This window comes from Leucogemmata humicola (assembly GCF_055379415.1).
Genome location: NZ_AP040875.1, coordinates 3,665,425 through 3,685,646 on the forward strand (window position 1 = coordinate 3,665,425; position 20,222 = coordinate 3,685,646).

The window sequence follows — 20,222 nt, forward strand, 5'->3', positions numbered from 1 at the left end:
GGTGATGGGTCCGAGCGTCTTCCCGTTGCCCGATCTCAGCGACGACACCGCGGCTGATGTCGAGCCGCAACCGAGCGATCCGGGCGCGGAGCTGCGGCGGCTCGCGCAGCAGTACGGTAAACCGGCCTCCGCGACGTCGGCGGCGGGCGACGCATTGCGCGCCCTTGCCCAGCAATATGGGACGCCGGTGGGACAGCCGACCGGCGACATTGACTTGCGAGGCGCGACATCCTCGCCGATGCGGTCACTGGCGAACGCGTTGCCATCGCTAACGGCAATCGACAAGCCTGACGTATCACCTCCGGTTGAAGGAGGAGCACTCCCGCGCTCGGCCGTGCCGAGTGTACGACCGGATGTCACGCACGTCGGGCCGGATGAGAACCCGCGACACTACCAACCCGGCACACTCGAGCGCATCGCGACCTTCCCGCTCGCCATGGCGATCGGCGCGGCGCAGCATCCCGTCGATTTCGCAGCGGCACCGTTCAAGGCCGCAATCACGGCGAATCGAGCGAGTGCGGAGCAAGATGCGGCGAATGCCGTCGGTTCGAGCGGTGGCGATGAAGCCAACGTTGAGCGGACGGTCACACCGAAGGACGCTGCGATCGCATCAGCGCAGGTCGCGGCGACGTTGCTCGCGCCTGCTGGTGGCGCGCTTGGCGAAGCGGGTGGCACCGCGCTCGCCCGGACCATCGGCGTCGGCGCAAATGCCGCTCCCGCCCTCGGGCGAGTCGTCGGCCAGCTCGGCGCCGCGGGCGCGACGGGCGCAGCATTCGACCCGAGTGACCCAGTCGTTGGTTTCTTTGGGACGATGCTGCTTGGTATTCCGCACACCGAGTTGCCAGACGTGGCGCGGCGGGCCGCAGATGCCGGTCAGACGAAGATTGCGGGATTGGTCGATGCGGCACGTCAGGCTGATGAGGCGGCGCGCGCACAGGGGCGCACCGAGGCCCGCGATCAATTCAACGCGATGGTCGCACGCGTCGTGCCGACGCTGAAGCCGAATGAAGTGGCGTACCTCCAGAGCGATCCAGTGCTCGGTGCGCTCTCGCGCGATGCGCTGCAGCAAATCGGAGTGACACGCGAGACGCCTGCACTCGACGCCACCGCGCAGGCAGAGCTCCTCCGGCGCATGCCGCCGCAGACGGAGCCCGATCAATCGTTCCCCGAGCCGCGTCGTTCGCAACCAAGCGCGCCGGCACCCAGCGTTCAGCTATCAACGGAACCCACGCCCGTCAACGCGACGGCCGTCCCGGCGACAGAATCGACACCGAACGCGAACCGCGCGGGCGATGCATTGCGTGAAATGGCGCGACAGTACGGAGAGCGACGCGAGCGAGTATCGCCATCGGAGCCGTCGACCGCGCTGCCGATGACCGAGCCGACGCCCGAAGCCGCACCGACCACTGCAGTTGGTGCGTCGTCCGCTGGCGATCGGTTGCGACAACTCGCCGAGCAGTTTGCCGAACGTCCAGACGTCGCTCACGCACCGGGGCGCGAAACGCGGGTGCTCCTCCGCGATGGCCAGACGTTGCCGGCTCAGTATCGCGTAGTATCCGCGAACGATCTTCAGAGTTCGCACGACCCATTCACATTCCAGCCGAACGAGCGATACCCCGAAGGGGTGCAGGGTCGCGACTACCACCGCAATAGGGCCACACAGCAAGCGGTCGCGCGCCGCGCGCTCGAGTACGATCCGAATATCGCGCTGAATCCCTCGGAGTCGATTGGTGAAGGCGCGCCGACGGTGCTACCGGATGGGACAGTCATTGCTGGCAATGAACGATCGATGCTCGCGCGTCGCGCCGCGATGCAGGCGCCGGATCGGTACCTCGCCTATGTCGACCAGTTGAAAGCACGCGCGCCCGAGTTCGGGCTGAACCCGACGGAGATGGAGCGCGTCGAGTCGCCTGTGCTCGTGCGTGTGTTGCGCGATGAACGCGATGTGCGCGGCGGCCCGACGCGATGGGCCGAGATCAATCGGCTGTCTGATGAGGTCGCGACCAAGGCGAAGAGCGCGACTGAGGAAGGCGCGGCGCGCGCAACAAAGCTCGCACAGGCCACGGATTCGCTGGACCACCTCTCGGCGACGCTTAGACCCGACCAAACGGTCGCCGACTATCTTGGCACGCAGGACGGCCGCGCGTTCGTGCGCGGCTTGCAGGCTGAGGGCGTAATCACGCCCGACGAGTTCTCACGCCTCACTGATGCGAGTGGCGGCCTGACGGAAGATGGGCGACTCGCCGTGCGTCGGATGCTGCTCTCGACCGCGGTGACCGAACCGAGCGCGATTCTCGACGCACCCGCCGTTGCGGTGCAGAAGATTGAACAGGCGGTCCCTTCGATTGTATCGATCAAGGGGACGAAGTTCGACATCCGCCGCGCGACGACCGCCGCGCTCCACATGCTCGCTGAGGCACGTGATCACGGCGTCACGATTCGAGACCTCGCGGACCAAGGGTCGTTACTTGGTGAAACGAAACGGTCCCCGATCGCGACGAAGTTGGCGGGGTTCCTCGAGTCGGCGAAGCCAACTGTGGCGCGAGAGGCCTTCCGACGCTACGCGACGCTCGCGCGCGAAGCGCTCGGCAACGCTGAGTCATCAGACTTGTTCGGCGGGACGGGCTACGACAAACCACTCGACGCCTTCAACGCAGCGTTCAGCACAGGCGATCGCGAAACGGCATTGGTCGGCGCGGCGGAGCACGAATCTGGTGCGAACGACCGACTCTATGCGGAAATCCCCCGGGCGGCGCAGGAACACGCGCGCGCGAACGCACAGAGCGGCGCTCCGACACGCGCCGGGCAGTTGCTCGCGGAAGCGCGAAGTCCCCGCGAAACAGGCGCGGGCCCAGCGATCGGCGGCGAGCACGAGACACCGACGCCGGATGTCGCCGTCAGAAACGTCAATCGCTTCGCAGACTCGTTCCGGAAGATCTTCGCGCCAGCGTCACGCGGAGAAGAGGCGTTCAACGCTGGACTCACGGTGCGGGAGCATGACGCCGCATTGGTCCATCGCTACGAGCAAGCGAAAACCGCGCTAATGGACTTCGCGCGCTCCGTAGACAAGCTGTCGGTCGCGGACCAGCTCGACTTCATCGATCGACTCGAGACGGGTCGCGCGCAGCCGACGCTCGCGTTGACAGAGTTTGCGCGGACCATTCGTGGCCTGCTCGACTCCGCGCGCGATGACATTCGAGGCGTCGGCGAGGGTCAACTCGAGCACTGGATCGAGAACTACTTCCCGCACATTTGGGCCGATCCCGCACGCGCGAAGAGCGTGATTGCATCGATCATGGGGAAACGGTCGCTCACGGGACCAGGGTCGTTCCTCAAGCGCCGCAGCATCCCGACGGTGCGCGAAGGCGTCGAGGCGGGCCTCACGCCAGTCACGTACAACCCCATCGACCTGACGTTGCTCAAGCTACGCGAGATGCATCGCTATCTCGCAGGGCAGCGCGTGCTCTCGGAACTCAAGACGGATGGACAGCTGAAGTTCGTCAACTCGTTCTCGAAGAAGCCAGAGGGCTACGAGTTGATCAACGACAAGGTGAGCACGGTCTATGGCCCTCCGCGCGTCACGGTCGTCGAAGCGTTCGACCACATGGTGCGGTCAGGGCTTGAGAACGTGATGCGCGAGCTCGGCGTGCGGCACGAGCGGCGGCCGAACATCGGTGGCGGTAGCCATGGCGGCGTGCGACTTGGATACGCTCAGGGTCCGTCAAGGATCGTGTCGCGATCAGCGACGCCGGAATCGGTCATCGAACACGAACTCGGTCACGCGCTCGATGCGCGGCTCGGACTGTGGCAACGACTGCACGACTACGCTGGTGATCCCAAGTCGAAAGAGGCGGTTGCGTATCGCAAGGCAGTCACGATCGAGTTGCGAAACCTCGCCGACCTTCGGCATGAAGGCATCGCGCCAGACCAGATCCCTGCTGCGGCGCATCAGTACGTGCGATCGCGCCCCGAGAAGGTGGCGAACGCTGTGATGGGTCTCGTGTACGCGCCTGAGCGCATGCGCGACGTCGCGCCGACGGTCTACGGTCGGTTGCGCGAAATCCTGAGTGAGGACCCGACGACGGCAAAGATCCTCAAGATCAAACCGTCGTTCCGTCACGGCGCGGATACGTTCGACGTGAAAACGCCGGGTCAGGTCGTGCTCGGGCACTGGTACGCGCCAGAGCCAGTTGCACGCGTGTTGAACAACTATCTGTCCCCTGGCCTCTCGGAATCGGCGATTGGCCCGTACTTCGACGTGTATCGCGGTGCCGGCAACTTGCTTAACATGGCGCAACTCGGTCTCTCCGCCTATCACCTCGGGTTCACCTCGCTCGACGCGATCGTGTCGCGCAATGCACTTGGCTGGCTGCAGCTCGGCGAGGGAAAGCTCGGCGACGCGGCGACGAGTTTCGCAACCGCCCCGCTCGCGCCGGTGACAAACGCCATGAAGGGTTTCCGCGTCCGACAAGCCTACCTCCGCGGAACAACTGATCCGGTGTTGGGCCAGATCGTCGACGCGCTTGAAGCGGGCGGCGGCCGTGTGAAGATGGACGAGTTCTACGGCGGCGGCGCGTGGCGTAACGCGAAGCTCGCGCTGCACGAAGGTCGATACGGTGCCGCACTCGGGAAGGCCGTGCCGGCGGCGATCGAGCAATCGACTGCGTGGCTCATGCAGCACGTCGTCCCATGGCAGAAGCTCGGCGTGTTCTATGATCTCGCACACCACGAGCTCGCGAAACTCCCGCCTGGCGCGGACCGCGGACAGGTACGCGAAGTGATGTCGCGTGCGTGGGACTCGACGGAGAATCGCATGGGGCAGCTGACGTACAACAACCTGTTCTGGAATCGCGCGACCAAAGACGCGCTGATGGCGTCGGTGCGTTCGGTGGGGTGGAACCTCGGCACGTGGCGCGAAATCCCCGGTGGCGTGAAGGACATCGCGACCAGCTTGACGGATCTCACGGAACGGAAACGCTTCGCCCTCACGCCTCGCGCGTCGTATGTCGTCGCGCTTCCGATCACGGCGGCGCTGCTCGGTGGGACGCTGCACTACCTCTATACGGGCCAGGCGCCCGACCAGTTCAGAGATTGGTTCTATCCGCGGACTGGGCGGAAGAATACCGACGGGTCGGACGAGCGCGTGCAGTTGCCATCGTACATGCGCGACGTGATCGACTACGCACACGCGCCACTGCACACGTTAGGCAACAAGCTGCATCCGATCGGCTCCGCCGTCGCCGACATGTTCGAGAATCGTGACTACTACGGCAACGAGATTCGAAATCCCGATGATCCGCTCGTTCGGCAACTTGCGCAGGAAGCGCAGTACGTCGCGAATCAGTTTGTGCCGTACGGCGTGCAGAACACGCGAAAGCAACTGCACGACGGCCAGTCGATCGGCACCGCTGCACAGAATTTCATCGGCGTGACACCGGCGCCGCGGTTCGTCGTGCGATCGGCCGCGCAGAACAAAATAGCGGAGTTCCTCGCGCGTCGCGGTGGCGGTACATCGACGCCGGAGGAAATCGAGCAGCACAGTCAAATGCGCGACGTGAAAGCAGGATTGCGGCGCGGCCTGGCTGGCGACACGACGGCAGCCGGCGATGCGTTGCGGCAACTCGCTGACCAGTTCGCGGCGGGGAATGTCTCGCGCCGGCAAGCGAAGCAAGCGATTGCGTCGGCCCGTGTCTCGCCGGAGATCGAACAATTCAAGCGTCTCACCGCCGAAGAAGCGTCAGCGGTCTATCAGCTCGCGACCGCGGAAGAACGCGAGCGATGGGGACCGTACCTGATCAAGAAGCTTCGCGCCGCACGCGACGCGGGTCGCCCAATCACCATCCCCGGCGGCCTCCTTCGATGAGCATTCCCGGATCGCTCCCCATGAATAGCAAAAGACAAAACGGGCCATCGGGTTCGATCCCCGATGGCCCATCTGGACGTAGCGGCGGTGTGTTCACGGCGTCCACGCCATCCCTTATCTGCGGCGGAATTCTGAGTGCTTCAGGTCGCGGGGGAATGCACGAGCGCGTCACCGCTTGGGATCGTCGGATCGCCGATTTCGTGAATGATGCCGAGCGCCTTGGCCTCGATAGCGTTCTTGGTTTGCGCCTCCAAGAACAACTTGTCGGCCTCGTCCTTCGGAATCATGGTCTGACCCGCAACGACATCGGCGATTCGCCGCGTTGAGACCTCGATGATGTCGAGCACTTCCTTGGCGCTCTTCAAATCGAGGGAAATGGGACCAGGACCGCCCCACGAAACGCCATGGAACATGAAGGTGGCCTGAGGGCTGGCGACGCGGTACTTCCCAGCCAAGAAGATCGCATTCCCGACTGAATCGACGTTCCCGATGTTGTACATGACGATCGTCGTCGGCATGGCGCGGAGCGCGTTGAACAAGAGCATGCCCTCGTTCACGTCCCCGCCAGACGTCGACATCAGGATTCCCAGCGCAGCCGGTTCCTGCTGTTGAATCACGGCGGTAACCGTGGCAATCAACGCGCGCACCGATCCTGGACTGACTGCGTGCAGGAATGAAACAAAATGCGTTGGCGAAGCGACGACAGAAGGCGCGGACGGGGCCGCAAATGGTGTCGCGGTGGATGGGGCTGTCATTGATTGCCTTTCGATTTTTAGGGGGCTCACCGCAGTTCATCGCCTGCTTCACCGCGTCCTTCCCAAACTGCCGTCCATCTTGACGGTTTCAGCCTTGGGTCCGGCCTGCCAGGGAAATGTCTTTCAAAGCTCTCGCGTCTACTAGTTTCGCCACGACCGCGCCCCTACGTCTGACGACGTTGGGACTTTTTTTTCTTCACCGAAGGCGCCACAGCTTCTTGCTCCTCGCTCAGGAAGAGGGCGACTAAATCCAAGGGTCCAAGCCACACGGGACCGAACCGTCCCCGTCCAGTGATGTTCGCAACCGCCTCGCGCACAAACGGGTAAACCATCGTCGCTACCACACGCGCGAGATCTCGATCAGGAAACTTTTCGCGATCAATTTTCTTGACGATTCCCGCGACCTCGACATCGAAATCATAGAGCGCCCTTTCGTCGGCGTTGCCCGGTACGCTGGCAATATGAACGGTGACCTGACTCGCCTCGCCATCATTGACGTGCAGCATTCCGACGTTCACGCTGATCTTCTGCGGCGGGATCGGCGTGTTGTGCGGCAGAGCAATCGGAGTGACGCGATGGGAGAATCGCGCATTCACGAGAAAGATCTGGGCAAGCTCGAAGCTCTGGCTCATTGCACCGTTTCGAATCCACTGGTGTTCGCGACCGCACTGCCGAAGTTCACGGTCATCGTGATATGAACCGGAGTCACGGGATCAAACCCCGGAGTTTCGGCTTTCGTCGTGACACTTAGAACGGGGATTGGCTTTGACCTTGTCATTGCAGTCCCGACCTGCTCAATGCGCAACTCAGCCACTTGCTGACCGCTCGCCCAGAGTAGCGCGCCGAGCGTCTTGAGGGTCATGTTCGTTGACCCGTTCAAGACCTGACTGACATGAGACTTGGTGGTTCCGAGTTCCCTAGCCACGTCGGCGCGAGTCATTCCAGAATCCTCAATCGCCTCTTGTGCGGTCCGGGTGAGCACCGAGATAGCGCGATCCTCAGCGTATCGCCGTAAGGATGTGCCGCGTGGAAGTTGTCGAGCCATCCAGTGATTCGCGGGCAGGTCGTCCACATACCGGACAGCGCGTCGACGGGAGGGGTGTTTAGTCATCATCAATTCCAGTTAGATAATCCGAGAGCAACCCAAGCGCTCTCTTGTAGTCTGCTTCTTGCTCCTTCGCCTTCTTCTTCGTGTCGGCGTCGAGCACGACGAATGTTCTGCCGTCCTTGTAGCCCCAGGAACGCGTAAAGGACATCTTGAATTGAAACAGGTCGCTATAGCGCCCTTTTAAGGGATGACCCTGGGAGTACAATGCGATTCGGCCGGTGTGTGCCATCTCCTGTGCCCGCCAAATGAATTCGGCGAAGTCGTCTGGGTACTGGTCAAGAAACACGCGAGCCGGGAACGAGCCCCTGTATCGCATCCATCGGATGCGAAGAGCGTTTCCCTCCAGGATATGGGCCGATTCGCCAATCTGGGCTGTTTCTCTGGTCACGGTGTAGTTATAGCTACACTATCGGCATCCAAGGCGCTAGTCTTAAGCGGAGTCAACCGGACCAGCTGGGTCCGAGCGGTTGCATTGGGCGAGCGGGTAGGAATTGGAGGGCCGGCAACAGGTCAGCTGACGAGCGATTCCTCTCCCACCGTCGATCGATTCGGGATATGTTCGGTATTGTCGCCGTCGGCATGACTCGTCTTTGACGCTTCTGGCGTACCGTCCAGCCCATGCGCTTCTCCGTCGAAGTCCCCGATTCCATCGCCGCCGAAGTCGACTTGCCCGGCCTCCAATCGCGCGCGCGTGCGAAAGGCATCGCTGAAGTCCAGTTCGGATACTCACGCGGCAAGAACGAGCGACGATCGATCTGGACCGTTATCTGCGCACGCCCCGTGCTCGAATTGCTCGCCGATGAATTAGAAGAACTCTCTAGAACGGCTGACACGGCGCCGATGCGTGTCGCGTGTCGCCTGACATCAGAGATCTATCGCGACGCCATGGCGCGGCCGCTCGAGCCCTCAGAGATGGGCATTCGCAGCGTGTACACCGTGACGCAGCCGCGCGCGCGGGGGACCGCGAGTGCGACCGCGGCAGCCGACTACGGCAAGGCGTGGACGCCACCACCAGACGCGCGACCGGCCGACGATCCATTCCGCTTCACCATCAACCGGCGAGTTGAGGTCGACGGGATGACGTTCCGCGTCGCTCGCCTCACGATTCCAACAGATCCGCTGAAGCCGAACCGACATTTGCGATGGGCGATCATCGATCAGAATGGCCGAAAGTATATCGGGCCACTCGCTCCGACGCCGCTCGATCTTCCCGACCTCGCGAAGGTCATCGCAGCGTGGTGGACGGTGCGGAAGTCGTTCGGTGACGTCGGTGGCTAAACGAGTTGCAATCGCGGCCGAGCGTCGTGTGCGACCCGTTCGCGGAAGTACACGTACGCGATCATCGGCGAGATGGTCTTGATGCTCTCGATCTCGACATCGAACGTCGCGCGCGTGACCGAGCCAGCGGAGGAGACCGGCCCTTCATAGGTCAAGGGATCACCGCGAATTGACATTTCTTTGATGCGTCCTGCGTCGTACGCGGTCAGTAGCATGCTGCCGAAGCGCGCACGTCGATTGCGCGCGACGCGCCGCTGGATCGCCTGCCCTCTACCCTGTAGGCCGTTGATGGACGCCATGTGCCTCCTCCACTCTCCGTCGAGAAGAAGATTGTTTGCGTGGCCTGCGTGTTTGCAAACGAATAGGCGATCGCCGGTCGTGCTCAGCGCGGTAGTGGTTCCGGCGCGTGCAGGGATGGACTTCTGACTACACGCACCGGGACCAACACCGCGGACGGCGCACCCAACGCACCGCCGCGGAAACGCCTTTTGCGGCGCGGTCGACGCAAGTTTGCTGCCGACGGTCGATAAGATGGGGCATCCCAATGTGCTCTGCCCCGGCGCGTATCTACTCCGGGAAAGCCTCGACCACACGGTATGGCAAGAATCTCGAGTGCGTACCGTCCATCCGAAACGACATCGGGCCGGGAACGATTGCTCGAATGCATTGCATCGACGACGCATTCGTGGTCCACGCATCTGGGCCAATCAACGTCACGCTCAGATCGTAGAAACCGCGTTTGGGAACGCGCGGGTCATACGGTGGACTCGCCGGCATCTTAGTCAAGAAGCCGACGCGACCATGCGTGCCATCATCGGGATCATCCCACAACGTCACCACATGCGGCGCCTTCACGAGCCGGTCAGTGTTCGTTTCGACGTCGATGCCGCGACGGTCCCACATTCCGCAGTCGACCGAGAACGCGTCGCACATTCGGTCCGTGGTTGGTCTTCCGAGGGCCACGTCCCACGTGATGGAGCCGACACAATAGTCGCTGAAGTTGAGATGCGCCCGGCGGCTCGCGAGCTCGTTGAGGCGCACAGTCGGCGCCTGGCTCGTCAACACGTCGTTCAAGTCCGACGCTGCGGTCGCGCCGAAGAGTTCGTAGATGCTGGGCTTTGGCACTCGGCGAAGAAAGAGGTGGCCGCGCGGCGATGAATGTGGATGCGGCGAGTGCCCGCCGCTACGATCGTGATGTGAGATCGCGTGTACCGTACTGGGCACGGGTTGTGCCCCCGATCGGACTTCATTGAAGTCCGGTATTGACGTCACAGTCTGGAGCCCACCATGGAAATGGAAAGCCTGCGCGATCTGTACATCGAAGAATTGAAGGATCTGTACAGCGCCGAGAAGCAACTCGTGAAGGCCTTGCCGAAAATGGCGACGGCGGCGACGAACCCGCAGCTCAAGCAAGCGTTCCTCGACCATCTCGCCGAGACCCAGGTTCACGTCGACCGTCTCGAGCAAATCTTTCAATCGCTGGAGACCAGCCCGGCCGGGAAACACTGCAAAGGCATGGAAGGTCTGATCGAGGAAGGAAAGGAGATGATCGAGGAGGACGCACAAGAGGACGTGCTAGATGCTGGCCTCATTTCCAAAGCGCAGCATGTGGAGCACTACGAAATGGCTGGGTACGGCACCGTCCGAACCTACGCCGCAATCCTCGGAGAAACTGAGCACGTCGAATTGCTCCAGGAGACGCTCGACGAGGAGGCCGCGGCTGACGAACTCCTGACCGCTCTTGCCGAAGGTTCGGTCAACATCGACGCGGCGATTGGAGACGAGCCGAGCGATGAACATCGCGCCTCGCGGAACGCGAGATCTGATCGGGAGGTGACCCGAACCGCAGGATCGGATCGCACACCGCCGACGACGGAGGGGCGCGATCGCTCGACATCGAGTGAGTCGTCGCGTGAGACGCCGCGCCGCTGAGCCCACCATTCGAACAATTGGAGCACATCGGGTGCGCGCGCGACGTCGCGGTCGTGCGCGTGCCTGGTGCCCGCGCATCTATCCGCGAATGTTGCGCAGCGCTCGTTTGAGCGCCCACCAATCTTCCACCACAAGCTGAAGCCCATCCGCCGACAGGTCAACGATCACGCGGGGCCCGACGTGAGTGACACTGTTCGCGTCGGTGAACATCCAGCGAGTCTCGGAACGCTCTTCGCCGTGGAGACGATACCGAAAGGTTGCCCGGCCGCAGCGGAAGACGTTGCCGTCGTTGGTAATTACTAAAAGCGGTTCGCCAGACCCAGACGGCGTGTCGGCCATACCAACACTCCTGCGTCGGAGGTTGACTTCCCCTGATCGACGGCGGGTCATACAGCTAGGACACGAGCAGGCGGCGATCGGATTCGCTGAGAAGGCGAATCCTGTGCCCGCTAAATGGCTGCGCCGATGACCGGCGAGTCGCACCAATTTTCTTAGTGCATTCATCACCGCTCGCAGGGCTTGCGATGGTTGGCACTTCGCCTCGTAAATTGGTGAATGCCCCGCCGCGCCATCCGTGTCGACAGAACCGAGTGGAACGTGTACGACGTTCGTCCGCCGCTGCGCGCCGATAGGATCGCGAACGTCGAGGGACGCCTCGCGACGGGCTGGCTGTGTTTTGAGTCCGAGGACGGTATGCGGCGCAGACTCGCGCCGATTCCAGAGGCGTGGGAAGCCCTCCCAGATAAAGAGCTCGAACGACTGCTGCTCACGGCGGTTGCCGCGAAACTCTACCCGCCGGAATAGTCGATCGACGGCCACGCAGACCGGCTGCGCCCGGCATGACGAATGCACGTAGTCTCATCGTGCACCGACAACACGGAGAGCAGCTCTCACTCGATCAGGCGGCGACACATCTACTCGAAGAGTGCCGCATGGTGCTGCCTGGCATTCAAGCGCTGTTCGGCTTTCAACTCATCGCGGTATTCAACTCGGGATTCTTCGAGCACCTGTCGTCGGCGGAGCGGAGAGTTCACCTCGTATCGATCCTTTGCGTCGTGACCGCAGTGTCATTGGTGATGGCGCCGGCCGCGCTTCACCGTCGAACGCAGCCGGAAGGGGTGTCTGAGCGGTTTGTTCGCGTGTCTTCGCGCTTGCTGATGTGGAGTATGATCCCGCTTGCAGTGGGGACCGCGCTCGACGTCTACTTGATCGCTCGCATCATCCTGGATGCTACGATCTCAGCGGGCGCCGTCGCGCTCGGCACCCTGATCCTGTTCGCCATCGTGTGGTTCCTTTTTCCGCTGCAATTCGGAAGAGCGCGCGATTAAAGCGCCGACCAAACTACACATTTGCGTCTCGATGTCGAATCGGTCATATCCCCGGTGACGTCGGGCAACCTCGTCACGCTCCGCGCCGAGGCGCGGAGTTCTGAGCCCTTGCTGACATTCCGATAGTCAGCCAACATCGAGCGCCGTTTCCGGTTCAGGGCCGATGTCAATCTCGCACTATGAGTGCCTCCAACAGTCACACCCTCCGGCGGCAAACGCACAGACAGTCTGCGTGGCTCGATAAGGATGTTGGCGTTCGACGCCCTCCGACAGATTTAGCCCGCAGGCTCGTCTGGCGCTGCTGTCCTTCAGGAGATCAGCATGCGCCGACTGCAACGACAATCCGCCGCCTCCCTCCCCCGCGCCGCCATGACGACAGATCAGCGGGCCGCATTCGCGAGAGAATACTTGGTGCACGTCGGCATCGACGCCGGCAAGACGTTTCACAAAATGGTGATACGCTCTGGCAAGGGGGCCAGAACGCGCGCCGTTCGCGTCGAGGTGAATCGCGCGGGATTCGAGGCCGCCGATCGCTACATCAAGCGCGCCAACATCAGCGTCGCACGCCGCCGCACGTTGATCGGAATCGAGTTCGGCGCGCACCACGGCCTCACCTTTGCCGCATTTCTGCAAAGCCGCGGATACTGCGTTGTCTCAGTTCCCAGCCGTGCGACCAGTCGGTCAAAGGACCTCGAGGACAACAGTCCGCGAAAGGACGATGATAAGGACGCGGCGCAGGTCTGTGCACTGCTCGGTTCTGGCATCTTCGGACGACTCCCGCTCTTTGACGAGCGTACGACGAGCCTGCGGTGCCTCGTGGGGGAGCGTGAACGACTGACGGTCGAGGCGACGCGCCTCACGAACCGACTTCGCGGAGTGCTGGACTCGGCGTGGCCAGAATTCGATGTGCATCTCGGAGATCTGCGCTGGGGAACACCGCGCGTTGTGCTTGGTGCGTGGCCGCTCCCGAGCGACATGGCGGAGACAGACATTCGCACGGTGCGGCGCGTGATCAGAGATTGCTCGCATGGCCACGTGTCGGTCGAACAAGCGGATGCGATTCGCTCCGGCGCCAAGGAGTCCATCGGGCTGCGCACTGCCCTCGGTGCGCGACGCTCTCAAATTCGCCGCTTGCTGGCGCGATGGGATCTCGTTCGCGAGCAACAGGCCGCCATCGACGACGAATTAGCCGCGCTGTTGCGGGATCACACAAGCGCGTCCGCTCTGTTGACTATTCCGACGGTGAATATCCTCTGCGCGGCCACGCTGATCGCGGAGCTCGGCGATCCGTCGACGTTCGTATCGCCGCGGCAGGTCCTCAAACTCGCGGGGCTCAACTTGAGCCGAAAACAGTCTGGAACGAGCACGCTTGGCCCCGTCCGGATTACGAAGCGGGGGCGGGCAGGCCTGCGATCGCAGCTCTTTCTACTGGCGATGCGCTGGTGTCAAAAGGGCCGACCATTTCGCGACGAGTATCTCGCGATGCTGGCAAGAAATGGCGGACTGCGGAAGAAGGCCGTGTGCTCGATGGCGAGAAAGCTCGTGCCGCTGCTGCTGCACATTCTTCAAACTGGCGAGCGATTCGATGAAGCGAAGTGGCACACTGGCCGACGCGCCGCGCGCTCCAGAGAGTGACGATTCGTGTGACATCGGATTCGCGGCAACGCTCCTCAGCAAATCGTAACCACGCTCGGGCGAATGACGTTCGTACGCGGCGGGCATTGACGTCGCGACTGACCACGTCACAACACGTTGACGTGATGCCGTGCGTTCTTCAGATAGCGTCCTCAACCACATGGTGAGCATGCAGTGTTCGTCCGTGAGGAAAAATTAGAACTCCAATCTCCGACGGTCGCACCGATTGTCACGATCCGATGAACACAGCGAAGCGATTAACCTGCCGCGCGGAGGTCTCAGTTGCGGCGATCGCCAACCCAGCATGTGACGCTGCTCACCACCGAACGCCCTTCACGTTATTACAACAGCGCTGTCACGGTGCGAGAGTTGCGATCGCTTGCATTGTCTTTTCTCTCGTGTCCCTGCAATGCGCGATTATGAGACGTTTCTAATCTGCCCATCACCACGATGTCGCGTGAATCGTGAACAGTCGACGCTTGCAATCCCACGTGCGTCTACTTACTGTGCGATCACGATACGAATGAGTTCTCGTACGTCTGCTTCGACGAAGTCGTCGAACAACGAATGACCGGAATCTGAATCGCGACGCGTGTCGCGATAGCGCCGACGGGCTTTGCTCGACGCTGGTCGTTCATCGAACCTGGCATGAGTGCCTCGCAGTTGGGGCACCGCCGGACACGCAAGTTCACTCCTAGAATTCTGATCCGTGTGCGCCTCAGTTGGGCGATGCGCGTCGGAGTGAGGCAACGACACTGCACACGAGAGCAATACTCGGGTTGTTGAGCTTGGCGAGCATCGTCTGCGGATCGACTCTTCGCGAACCGGTGCGCGCTGAACGGTATAAGCCGGTGGCACAGGCGGTCGATTCAGCCAACCGGTCGTCACATCTAGATACCATTCTCAGCATTCCGAGCGGCCGAGGGTTGCGTTGGCCGTCGCTGGCCGCCGTCGGCGATACGGTCTATCTGGCGGCGAACCTCTTCCCGACTGACGGCTCTCAGCCGATCGGTCCGCGGCCGCTAATCGTTGTGCGTATCCCGGGCCGTCCGCTCGCGCTTCCTCCTGGAAATTTTTCGTTCGCATATCCGAAAATTTTCACCGCTCGCCCCGGGCGCATCGACCTGTTCTGGTCGGAATTCGCAACCCAAGCGCTGCAGGCTGCAGACTGGGGCAGCAGCATCACGTCGATCTGGCACTCCGAATTTCGGGGCGGTGAGTGGTCGAGGCCTGAACAGATCATTCGCGGCGCATTGCTCTTCTGGGGCGCGGAGGGCGGTCAGGTCGTCCGGGGAGCCGATAGCAAGTTCCATGTCATCGTGCCCGCCTCCCTCGTGGCAGGCTCGCCGATGCTGATTCACATCTCCGGATCGTCCGGTCATTGGCAATCGCGGGTGCTTGAGTTCCAGGCGAACTACTCGAGTGTCGCATCTACCCCAGATGGGGCACTTGTCGCGACATACGCGGCACCAAACATCGCTGTTCCCAATGATCACGGAAGCGTCTACGTGATTCGATCCACCGACTTCGGCGCGCGATGGAGCCGGCCTTCGCTCGTTTCGTCGTCTGGCGAGTTGACGGCGTTCAGCCCGCGTTTAGTTCGAGCGGGTCCCGTCCTCGATCTCTTGTGGAACACCGGCCCCGTCAACATGCGAGGCTACGCGTTCCTGTCCCGCCGCCGCAGTACGGACTTCGGAAAGACCTGGCAACCCGCGATCGCCGAACCGCTGCGCCCCGGCGCGCAAGGTTTTCAGGCGGCCGGTACGCGGTGTGGCGACGTCGTCAGCATCGTCCAGCGCCTCCACGCCGACCGTTTGGGATTGGATCAGATCACGTGGTCCGCTCACGGAGCCGCGCTCGATACAACCCGCTTCGCCGGCTTGTACATGGCCTCTTCGCCCGCCGCTATCGAAACACCGGCCGGCGTTGTCGTGACCTTCGACGCACTCTCGGCCCCAGACCGAAGTGCCGTCACGGTCATACTGCGCGGCGGAGGCTGTGCATCGCCAGACAGGCGGCGCCCCGCACCCTGAAAAACCGTTTGTTAAAGAACACTAAAACGCGCATCATTGCCATCAACTCGGGCGAGATGCCGATCGATTGTCCTGCCCACCCCTCTAACCTTTGCACGGAGAAGGAATGCGTTTATCGAGGAACTCGTATTGGCCCGCACTTGTCATGATCGTCGCTGGTTGCGCTGGCGAACCGACCACGCAACCGTCAGTGGTCAACAGTGTCGCGTCGCGAGTCGAACAGCCGGCAAACAATGATCTGCGGACATTCCTCGTTGGGCAGATCGCCGCGATTGATGACTGGACAGCACATCGCAACGTCGGGACGGACTCGATCTCCCTGGCGAGGGGTCGGAGCATCGCGCGCGCACGAGCACGTCTCGTCGCAAAACTGTCACGACTCGATGCTGCCCCGCTCTCGCCTATGCTCATGGGAGCAGGCGACCCTGTGTTAGTCGAAGAGGCCGGCACCATCGACGAATGGTGGACCGACATCTACCTCTTTCAAGCATCTGCATCGTCGACTTCTTATACCTCGGTCGACAAGCCGGCCATATTGTCGATCGTTGTGACAGGCAATACGACCTCAGGCGGCATCTCTTCGCCATTTGGAGACACCTTTACCTCTCAAGGAAATTACTTAGATCAGCTTTTCGCTCCGATCAACAGCATTCCGCTTACCAACTGCCACGCGAGTGCGGCGACTGTCAGCGCGACTGCTGCCCATACCGCCACATGGAATGTGATCGGACATGGCATCGAGTCCACTCACCAACAGTCGGGAAATTTCAAGACATGTACGCCTCAGATGGCAGTTGTTTCGCCGTCATCACTTACTGTCGGCGTCGCAGGAACGGCTGCCTTATCTGTTTCGATTCGTCAGAGAGACGATAGCGCTGTAGTGGCGGCCTCGCCGAACTGCACTTGGTCCAGCGATCGACCGAACATTGCCACCGTCAGCGCCACCGGAACGGTGTCCGGCGTTAACGCTGGAACTGCACAGATTACAGCTCAGTGCAATGACTTCCAGCTCTCGGGGCAGGCATCAGTCACGGTCGTCCTCGCCGACACCTACAATCCTGCTGGCGGTGACGGAAACCTCGAAGGATGCCCAGTCGAAGATCAGTATTACTGGCTCCATTGGGATGGCGTGCAGTACGTGAACAAAGGCATCGTTTGCCTCACGCCGATGGGCGGAAACTCGGTGTCGCGCGGCCAGAACCCCACTTCTCGGGGCCGGCCCAACTAGGCGCTAACCAGCTCGTTAGCCTCGCGTAGGTCGCCGAGTCGGAGAGATGTCTGATCGGCGGGTACTCTGGTGTCGAGCGCCGGGTTGGATGCGAGTATGTATATAGTCTGACCCGGCCGATGTTGGGCTTAGGACTGTTCCGCGGCTCCCCGGGTGCGCACGCATCCTCGGGGAGCCGCACTGGTTTAGGGGTAGAGTTGGATTCGTGCGGGGCCGCCGGTGAGGGTCGCCTCGATTCATCCATTTGCGAACTCTCGTGGACCGGCGCCGCGGTTCGGATGCCGAGTGGCAGTTCGTTCGATCGGCGCGAAGATGTCCCGCATATGGCGGAGCGTGCAATCGATGTTCGACCGTCCTCAACGGGCAAACGCTAGCGTGAACCAGCCAGTTTATCGCGGGACCGGAGCAAGGCTCAGGACGGTTAGTCCGACACCGCAATGATATTCGCCCTTGCCGATGCCTTCATGCGTGCCTGCTGGCAGATCGTCGGCGCTACGCTCGAATCTGACCGGGCCAAATTCGAGAAAATCTCCTCGCCTTTCACTCGTCGTGACTTCGACCAGGTGCAGCCGTTCATGCGCGCGCGACCTGCGACGGACGTAATCCGCAAGCTCATCGTACACCTGTATGGACGTAAGCCGATCCCGCCCTCCAAATGAGGACACACTTACCCAATGGAAGTTAAGTCGGTCGACGACTCGTCCAATCGTGCGTGGGTCGCCGGATTCGACGATCCGGAACCAGTCGCTGATCGCCCGAGCCACATTGCTCTCCGCGCATGTAGGGCCAGTTGTGTCCTTAACCCCATTATGCTCGACGTTGGCCGAGGGTTTCGCGCACTGGATAGAAAAGAGCGATGAGACCAGAAGGTGACGCAGGTGTATCGAAAGTTTTCTCATTCGTTTCGGTGGTGCGTCGCGCGTGACTACTAAGGTTTGCGATGGTTGGGTCAGCGCCTTTGATACACGATTTCGGGTGTCTGCGCGCCAAACGGACTGCACCGCGTTTCACGGGCATCGAGCAGATGCCAGCGAGGGCCGGTGCGATCACTACCCGAGTCGGAGCGATGCGCTTCCGGGTGACGGGTTTCGTGAGCATGAAGCACGGAGAACCCGATTCAGTGCCTCTCTCTTGTCCACATGAGAATGACGCCGCAGGCCGTTCCCGTCATGTTGTACTGCGGTGGGATTGTCGCCGGGCCAGAGTAGATCTCGATGCCGGCGTAGTCTGTGACCTCCATCTTGTCCAGATCACGCGACTCATCGCTAAGACGAACACCGTCGAGATACATCAAGTACGCACAGCCGTAGCGCATGGACACGGGAATGCACTCGGTCGGCTGTCGCTTGCACCGAACGTAGACGCCCGCGCTCGCCATCACATTTGTCATCTTGCGGCCATCGCTCTTGCGCAGTTCCGCTTCAGTGATGAATCGGCCACCAAATCCGGATGTCCGACGCTCCTCGAAAGCGCGAAGGCCAGGGGAGATGTGGCGTACGCTTGAATCTCTAGTCACCACCGCTGGCAGAGCGTGCACGGCTGGACTCATTACTACGGTGATTGGCACCGTGTCCGAAGGAGAGATCGCGATAACCATCGTGACCGGTTGATAACCAACCTTCTGCAGTCGGACGAGGTTTTCTGTTTCAGGGAGAAACGAGAGAGTCAACGTACCAGTCGCGCTTGTGACTCTCGAGGAGCGGGTTGCAACACCAATGACTTCGACGCCTTCGATCGGCTGACCGGTGTCGACGTTGAAAACGCCCAATAGCCTTTCGCGGTATCTAGGAAGCGTCGGTGTTGCTTCTGGCAATTGAGCCACCGCATGCGTGGACGTCAGAAGCCCTCCCACCACAGCGACCAGCAAATGCGCCCGCATCGTTTCGCTCCGATTCGATCAACCCAGAGTTTTCCAATACCACGCTCGACGAACAATGACGCGGCACATCTCCGACGACACCGGCGCACCTAGACAGAACATTTGGGCGCGAGGCGACCGAATGATCCTCCGACAGCTACCCGATAAGCTCCTCGCAGGGCATCGCAAACAACGAACGACCCGGCGTTGATCGCACACTTCGTAATCCGATCCCGGCTTTTTCTGCGGCGGAGAAGGGTCGCAGCTCACGGGAGCGCGAGAGAAGGCTCCGTTAGTCGGTTTCCCGGGCGGCAATCAATGACAAGCCAATCGTAACCGTGTCGACGGCCATTCGACGGCGCCGCATTGGCGAGTGGTGACCATGAGCAGACTACATGATCACACCACAACGAAACAAGTAGAATATGAGCCGATGAGTTCGCGTCACGCGCCCGCCTAGACACTGAGCGTCAACGATACGCGCTTTCGCGCTTCCGTCAACGCACGTTGACTGTAAACGTCTACTACCCGCGACAATTGTTCAGCAAGGTGTGATAGTCCAGTGAGGTCGGGTCTAGGCGCGCGCGGTGATCGCCACGGCTGCCGCGAGGCCGAAGATCGCCGGCGCATCCGCCCGTTGCGTATCGCTTCAGTGTCATCCCGTGACCGCCAAAGCTGAGTCCGCACGCGCCGGAGCCCGCGTGGGTTCCACGAGTTCTCATGGATCAAGCCGATCGTGAGGCGCGATCGCATGCGCTCACGGTGGCGAATACCTCCCGCCACACCGCGGTCGGATTCCCGATCGCCTCGCTGGCGGTAAACCGAACAACGATGAACCCAGCGCGAATGATGCGCCGCGCGCGAACGTAGTCGGCCGCAACCTGTGCCCGAGTCGCCTGGTGCCATGCGCCATCTATTTCGACCGCGAGTTTCAGGCGACCGGTTTGCGCCACGATGTCGATCCAGTATGTGAGACACCGGACCTGCAGTCGGACGCGCACGGCACCGCAGTAGGCGACATCACCGCCGTCGTAGACCGTCGATCGAGATTGAAAGAGTCGACGAACTAGGTGTGCCTCTGGCGGACTGCCGCATCGACGCAGCATCTCGAGCGCACGGGTCGGATACTCGAACCGTTCCGCCTGCGCCCAGCCCTCGAAGTCGAACGTTTGGCGTCGTGACGCCATTCAAGAACGCAAACGAC

The 20,222-nt window shown here is 61.7% G+C and carries 19 protein-coding genes; 9 read left to right on the forward strand and 10 right to left on the reverse strand.

The features are described 5' to 3' along the window. Nucleotides 1-4 precede the first annotated feature (4 nt). Entirely contained in the window at nt 5-5,863 is a 5,859-nt protein-coding gene (locus AC6H4Z_RS15525; RefSeq protein ID WP_497542868.1) for a hypothetical protein, read from the forward strand. 140 nt (nt 5,864-6,003) lie between these two features. On the opposite strand, the gene AC6H4Z_RS15530 is transcribed toward AC6H4Z_RS15525, so the two are convergent. From AC6H4Z_RS15530 to AC6H4Z_RS15545, 4 genes are all read right to left on the reverse strand, one after another. Beyond that, complete coding sequence (locus AC6H4Z_RS15530) at nt 6,004-6,618, reverse strand: ATP-dependent Clp protease proteolytic subunit (RefSeq protein ID WP_497542869.1); 615 nt, start codon at nt 6,616-6,618, stop codon at nt 6,004-6,006. Nucleotides 6,619-6,782: 164 nt separating this feature from the next. After that, entirely contained in the window at nt 6,783-7,250 is a 468-nt protein-coding gene (locus AC6H4Z_RS15535) for a protein-export chaperone SecB (RefSeq protein WP_497542870.1), read from the reverse strand. After that, nucleotides 7,247-7,732: a helix-turn-helix domain-containing protein gene (locus AC6H4Z_RS15540; protein WP_497542871.1), complete on the reverse strand. Its 486-nt coding sequence runs from the start codon at nt 7,730-7,732 to the stop codon at nt 7,247-7,249. Before AC6H4Z_RS15540 ends, AC6H4Z_RS15535 begins: the two co-directional genes overlap by 4 nt. Then, complete coding sequence (locus AC6H4Z_RS15545; RefSeq protein ID WP_497542872.1) at nt 7,722-7,874, reverse strand: hypothetical protein; 153 nt, start codon at nt 7,872-7,874, stop codon at nt 7,722-7,724. Before AC6H4Z_RS15545 ends, AC6H4Z_RS15540 begins: the two co-directional genes overlap by 11 nt. Nucleotides 7,875-8,344: 470 nt before the next feature. On the opposite strand from AC6H4Z_RS15545, the gene AC6H4Z_RS15550 reads away from it, so the two are divergent. After that, complete coding sequence (locus tag AC6H4Z_RS15550; protein WP_497542873.1) at nt 8,345-9,004, forward strand: hypothetical protein; 660 nt, start codon at nt 8,345-8,347, stop codon at nt 9,002-9,004. Here the strand turns inward: AC6H4Z_RS15550 and AC6H4Z_RS15555 are convergent. Further along, complete coding sequence (locus AC6H4Z_RS15555) at nt 9,001-9,303, reverse strand: hypothetical protein (protein WP_497542874.1); 303 nt, start codon at nt 9,301-9,303, stop codon at nt 9,001-9,003. The two genes, AC6H4Z_RS15550 and AC6H4Z_RS15555, sit on opposite strands and share 4 nt — an antisense overlap. A gap of 268 nt (nt 9,304-9,571) precedes the next feature. Next, nucleotides 9,572-10,129, reverse strand: coding sequence for a hypothetical protein (locus tag AC6H4Z_RS15560; protein ID WP_497542875.1), 558 nt, complete (start codon nt 10,127-10,129; stop codon nt 9,572-9,574). Between the two features lie 162 nt (nt 10,130-10,291). On the opposite strand from AC6H4Z_RS15560, the gene AC6H4Z_RS15565 reads away from it, so the two are divergent. Continuing rightward, on the forward strand, nt 10,292-10,936 hold the full coding sequence (locus tag AC6H4Z_RS15565; protein ID WP_497542876.1) for a YciE/YciF ferroxidase family protein: 645 nt from the start codon (nt 10,292-10,294) through the stop codon (nt 10,934-10,936). A gap of 78 nt (nt 10,937-11,014) precedes the next feature. On the opposite strand, the gene AC6H4Z_RS15570 is transcribed toward AC6H4Z_RS15565, so the two are convergent. Then, nucleotides 11,015-11,275, reverse strand: a complete 261-nt coding sequence (locus AC6H4Z_RS15570) for a hypothetical protein (protein ID WP_497542877.1) — start codon at nt 11,273-11,275, stop codon at nt 11,015-11,017. A 216-nt stretch (nt 11,276-11,491) separates the two neighbouring features. On the opposite strand from AC6H4Z_RS15570, the gene AC6H4Z_RS15575 reads away from it, so the two are divergent. The 3 genes from AC6H4Z_RS15575 (at nt 11,492) to AC6H4Z_RS15585 (ending at nt 13,899) form a co-directional block, all read left to right on the forward strand. Continuing rightward, nucleotides 11,492-11,740, forward strand: coding sequence for a hypothetical protein (locus AC6H4Z_RS15575; protein WP_497542878.1), 249 nt, complete (start codon nt 11,492-11,494; stop codon nt 11,738-11,740). Nucleotides 11,741-11,775: 35 nt separating this feature from the next. Next, complete coding sequence (locus AC6H4Z_RS15580; protein WP_497542879.1) at nt 11,776-12,264, forward strand: DUF6328 family protein; 489 nt, start codon at nt 11,776-11,778, stop codon at nt 12,262-12,264. 369 nt (nt 12,265-12,633) lie between these two features. Next, nucleotides 12,634-13,899, forward strand: a complete 1,266-nt coding sequence (locus AC6H4Z_RS15585; protein WP_497542880.1) for an IS110 family RNA-guided transposase — start codon at nt 12,634-12,636, stop codon at nt 13,897-13,899. A 512-nt stretch (nt 13,900-14,411) separates the two neighbouring features. On the opposite strand, the gene AC6H4Z_RS15590 is transcribed toward AC6H4Z_RS15585, so the two are convergent. Beyond that, on the reverse strand, nt 14,412-14,549 hold the full coding sequence (locus tag AC6H4Z_RS15590; protein WP_497542881.1) for a hypothetical protein: 138 nt from the start codon (nt 14,547-14,549) through the stop codon (nt 14,412-14,414). Nucleotides 14,550-14,726: 177 nt separating this feature from the next. Here AC6H4Z_RS15590 and AC6H4Z_RS15595 point away from each other — a divergent pair, with 177 nt between their 5' ends. The 3 genes from AC6H4Z_RS15595 to AC6H4Z_RS15605 all read left to right on the forward strand — a co-directional run bounded on the left by AC6H4Z_RS15595 (nt 14,727) and on the right by AC6H4Z_RS15605 (nt 17,819). Next, nucleotides 14,727-15,932 carry a sialidase family protein gene (locus AC6H4Z_RS15595; protein ID WP_497542882.1) on the forward strand — a complete coding sequence of 402 codons (1,206 nt, stop codon included), beginning with the start codon at nt 14,727-14,729 and terminating at the stop codon, nt 15,930-15,932. A gap of 145 nt (nt 15,933-16,077) precedes the next feature. Next, entirely contained in the window at nt 16,078-17,160 is a 1,083-nt protein-coding gene (locus tag AC6H4Z_RS15600; RefSeq protein WP_497542883.1) for an Ig-like domain-containing protein, read from the forward strand. Nucleotides 17,161-17,597: 437 nt separating this feature from the next. Next, the gene (locus AC6H4Z_RS15605) at nt 17,598-17,819 is read left to right on the forward strand and encodes a hypothetical protein (protein WP_497542884.1); all 222 of its coding nucleotides are present in this window, start codon (nt 17,598-17,600) and stop codon (nt 17,817-17,819) included. Nucleotides 17,820-18,277: 458 nt separating this feature from the next. On the opposite strand, the gene AC6H4Z_RS15610 is transcribed toward AC6H4Z_RS15605, so the two are convergent. Then, on the reverse strand, nt 18,278-19,039 hold the full coding sequence (locus AC6H4Z_RS15610) for a carboxypeptidase-like regulatory domain-containing protein (protein WP_497542885.1): 762 nt from the start codon (nt 19,037-19,039) through the stop codon (nt 18,278-18,280). 704 nt (nt 19,040-19,743) lie between these two features. Then, nucleotides 19,744-20,205 carry an endonuclease domain-containing protein gene (locus AC6H4Z_RS15615; protein ID WP_497542886.1) on the reverse strand — a complete coding sequence of 154 codons (462 nt, stop codon included), beginning with the start codon at nt 20,203-20,205 and terminating at the stop codon, nt 19,744-19,746. Nucleotides 20,206-20,222: the final 17 nt, after the last annotated feature.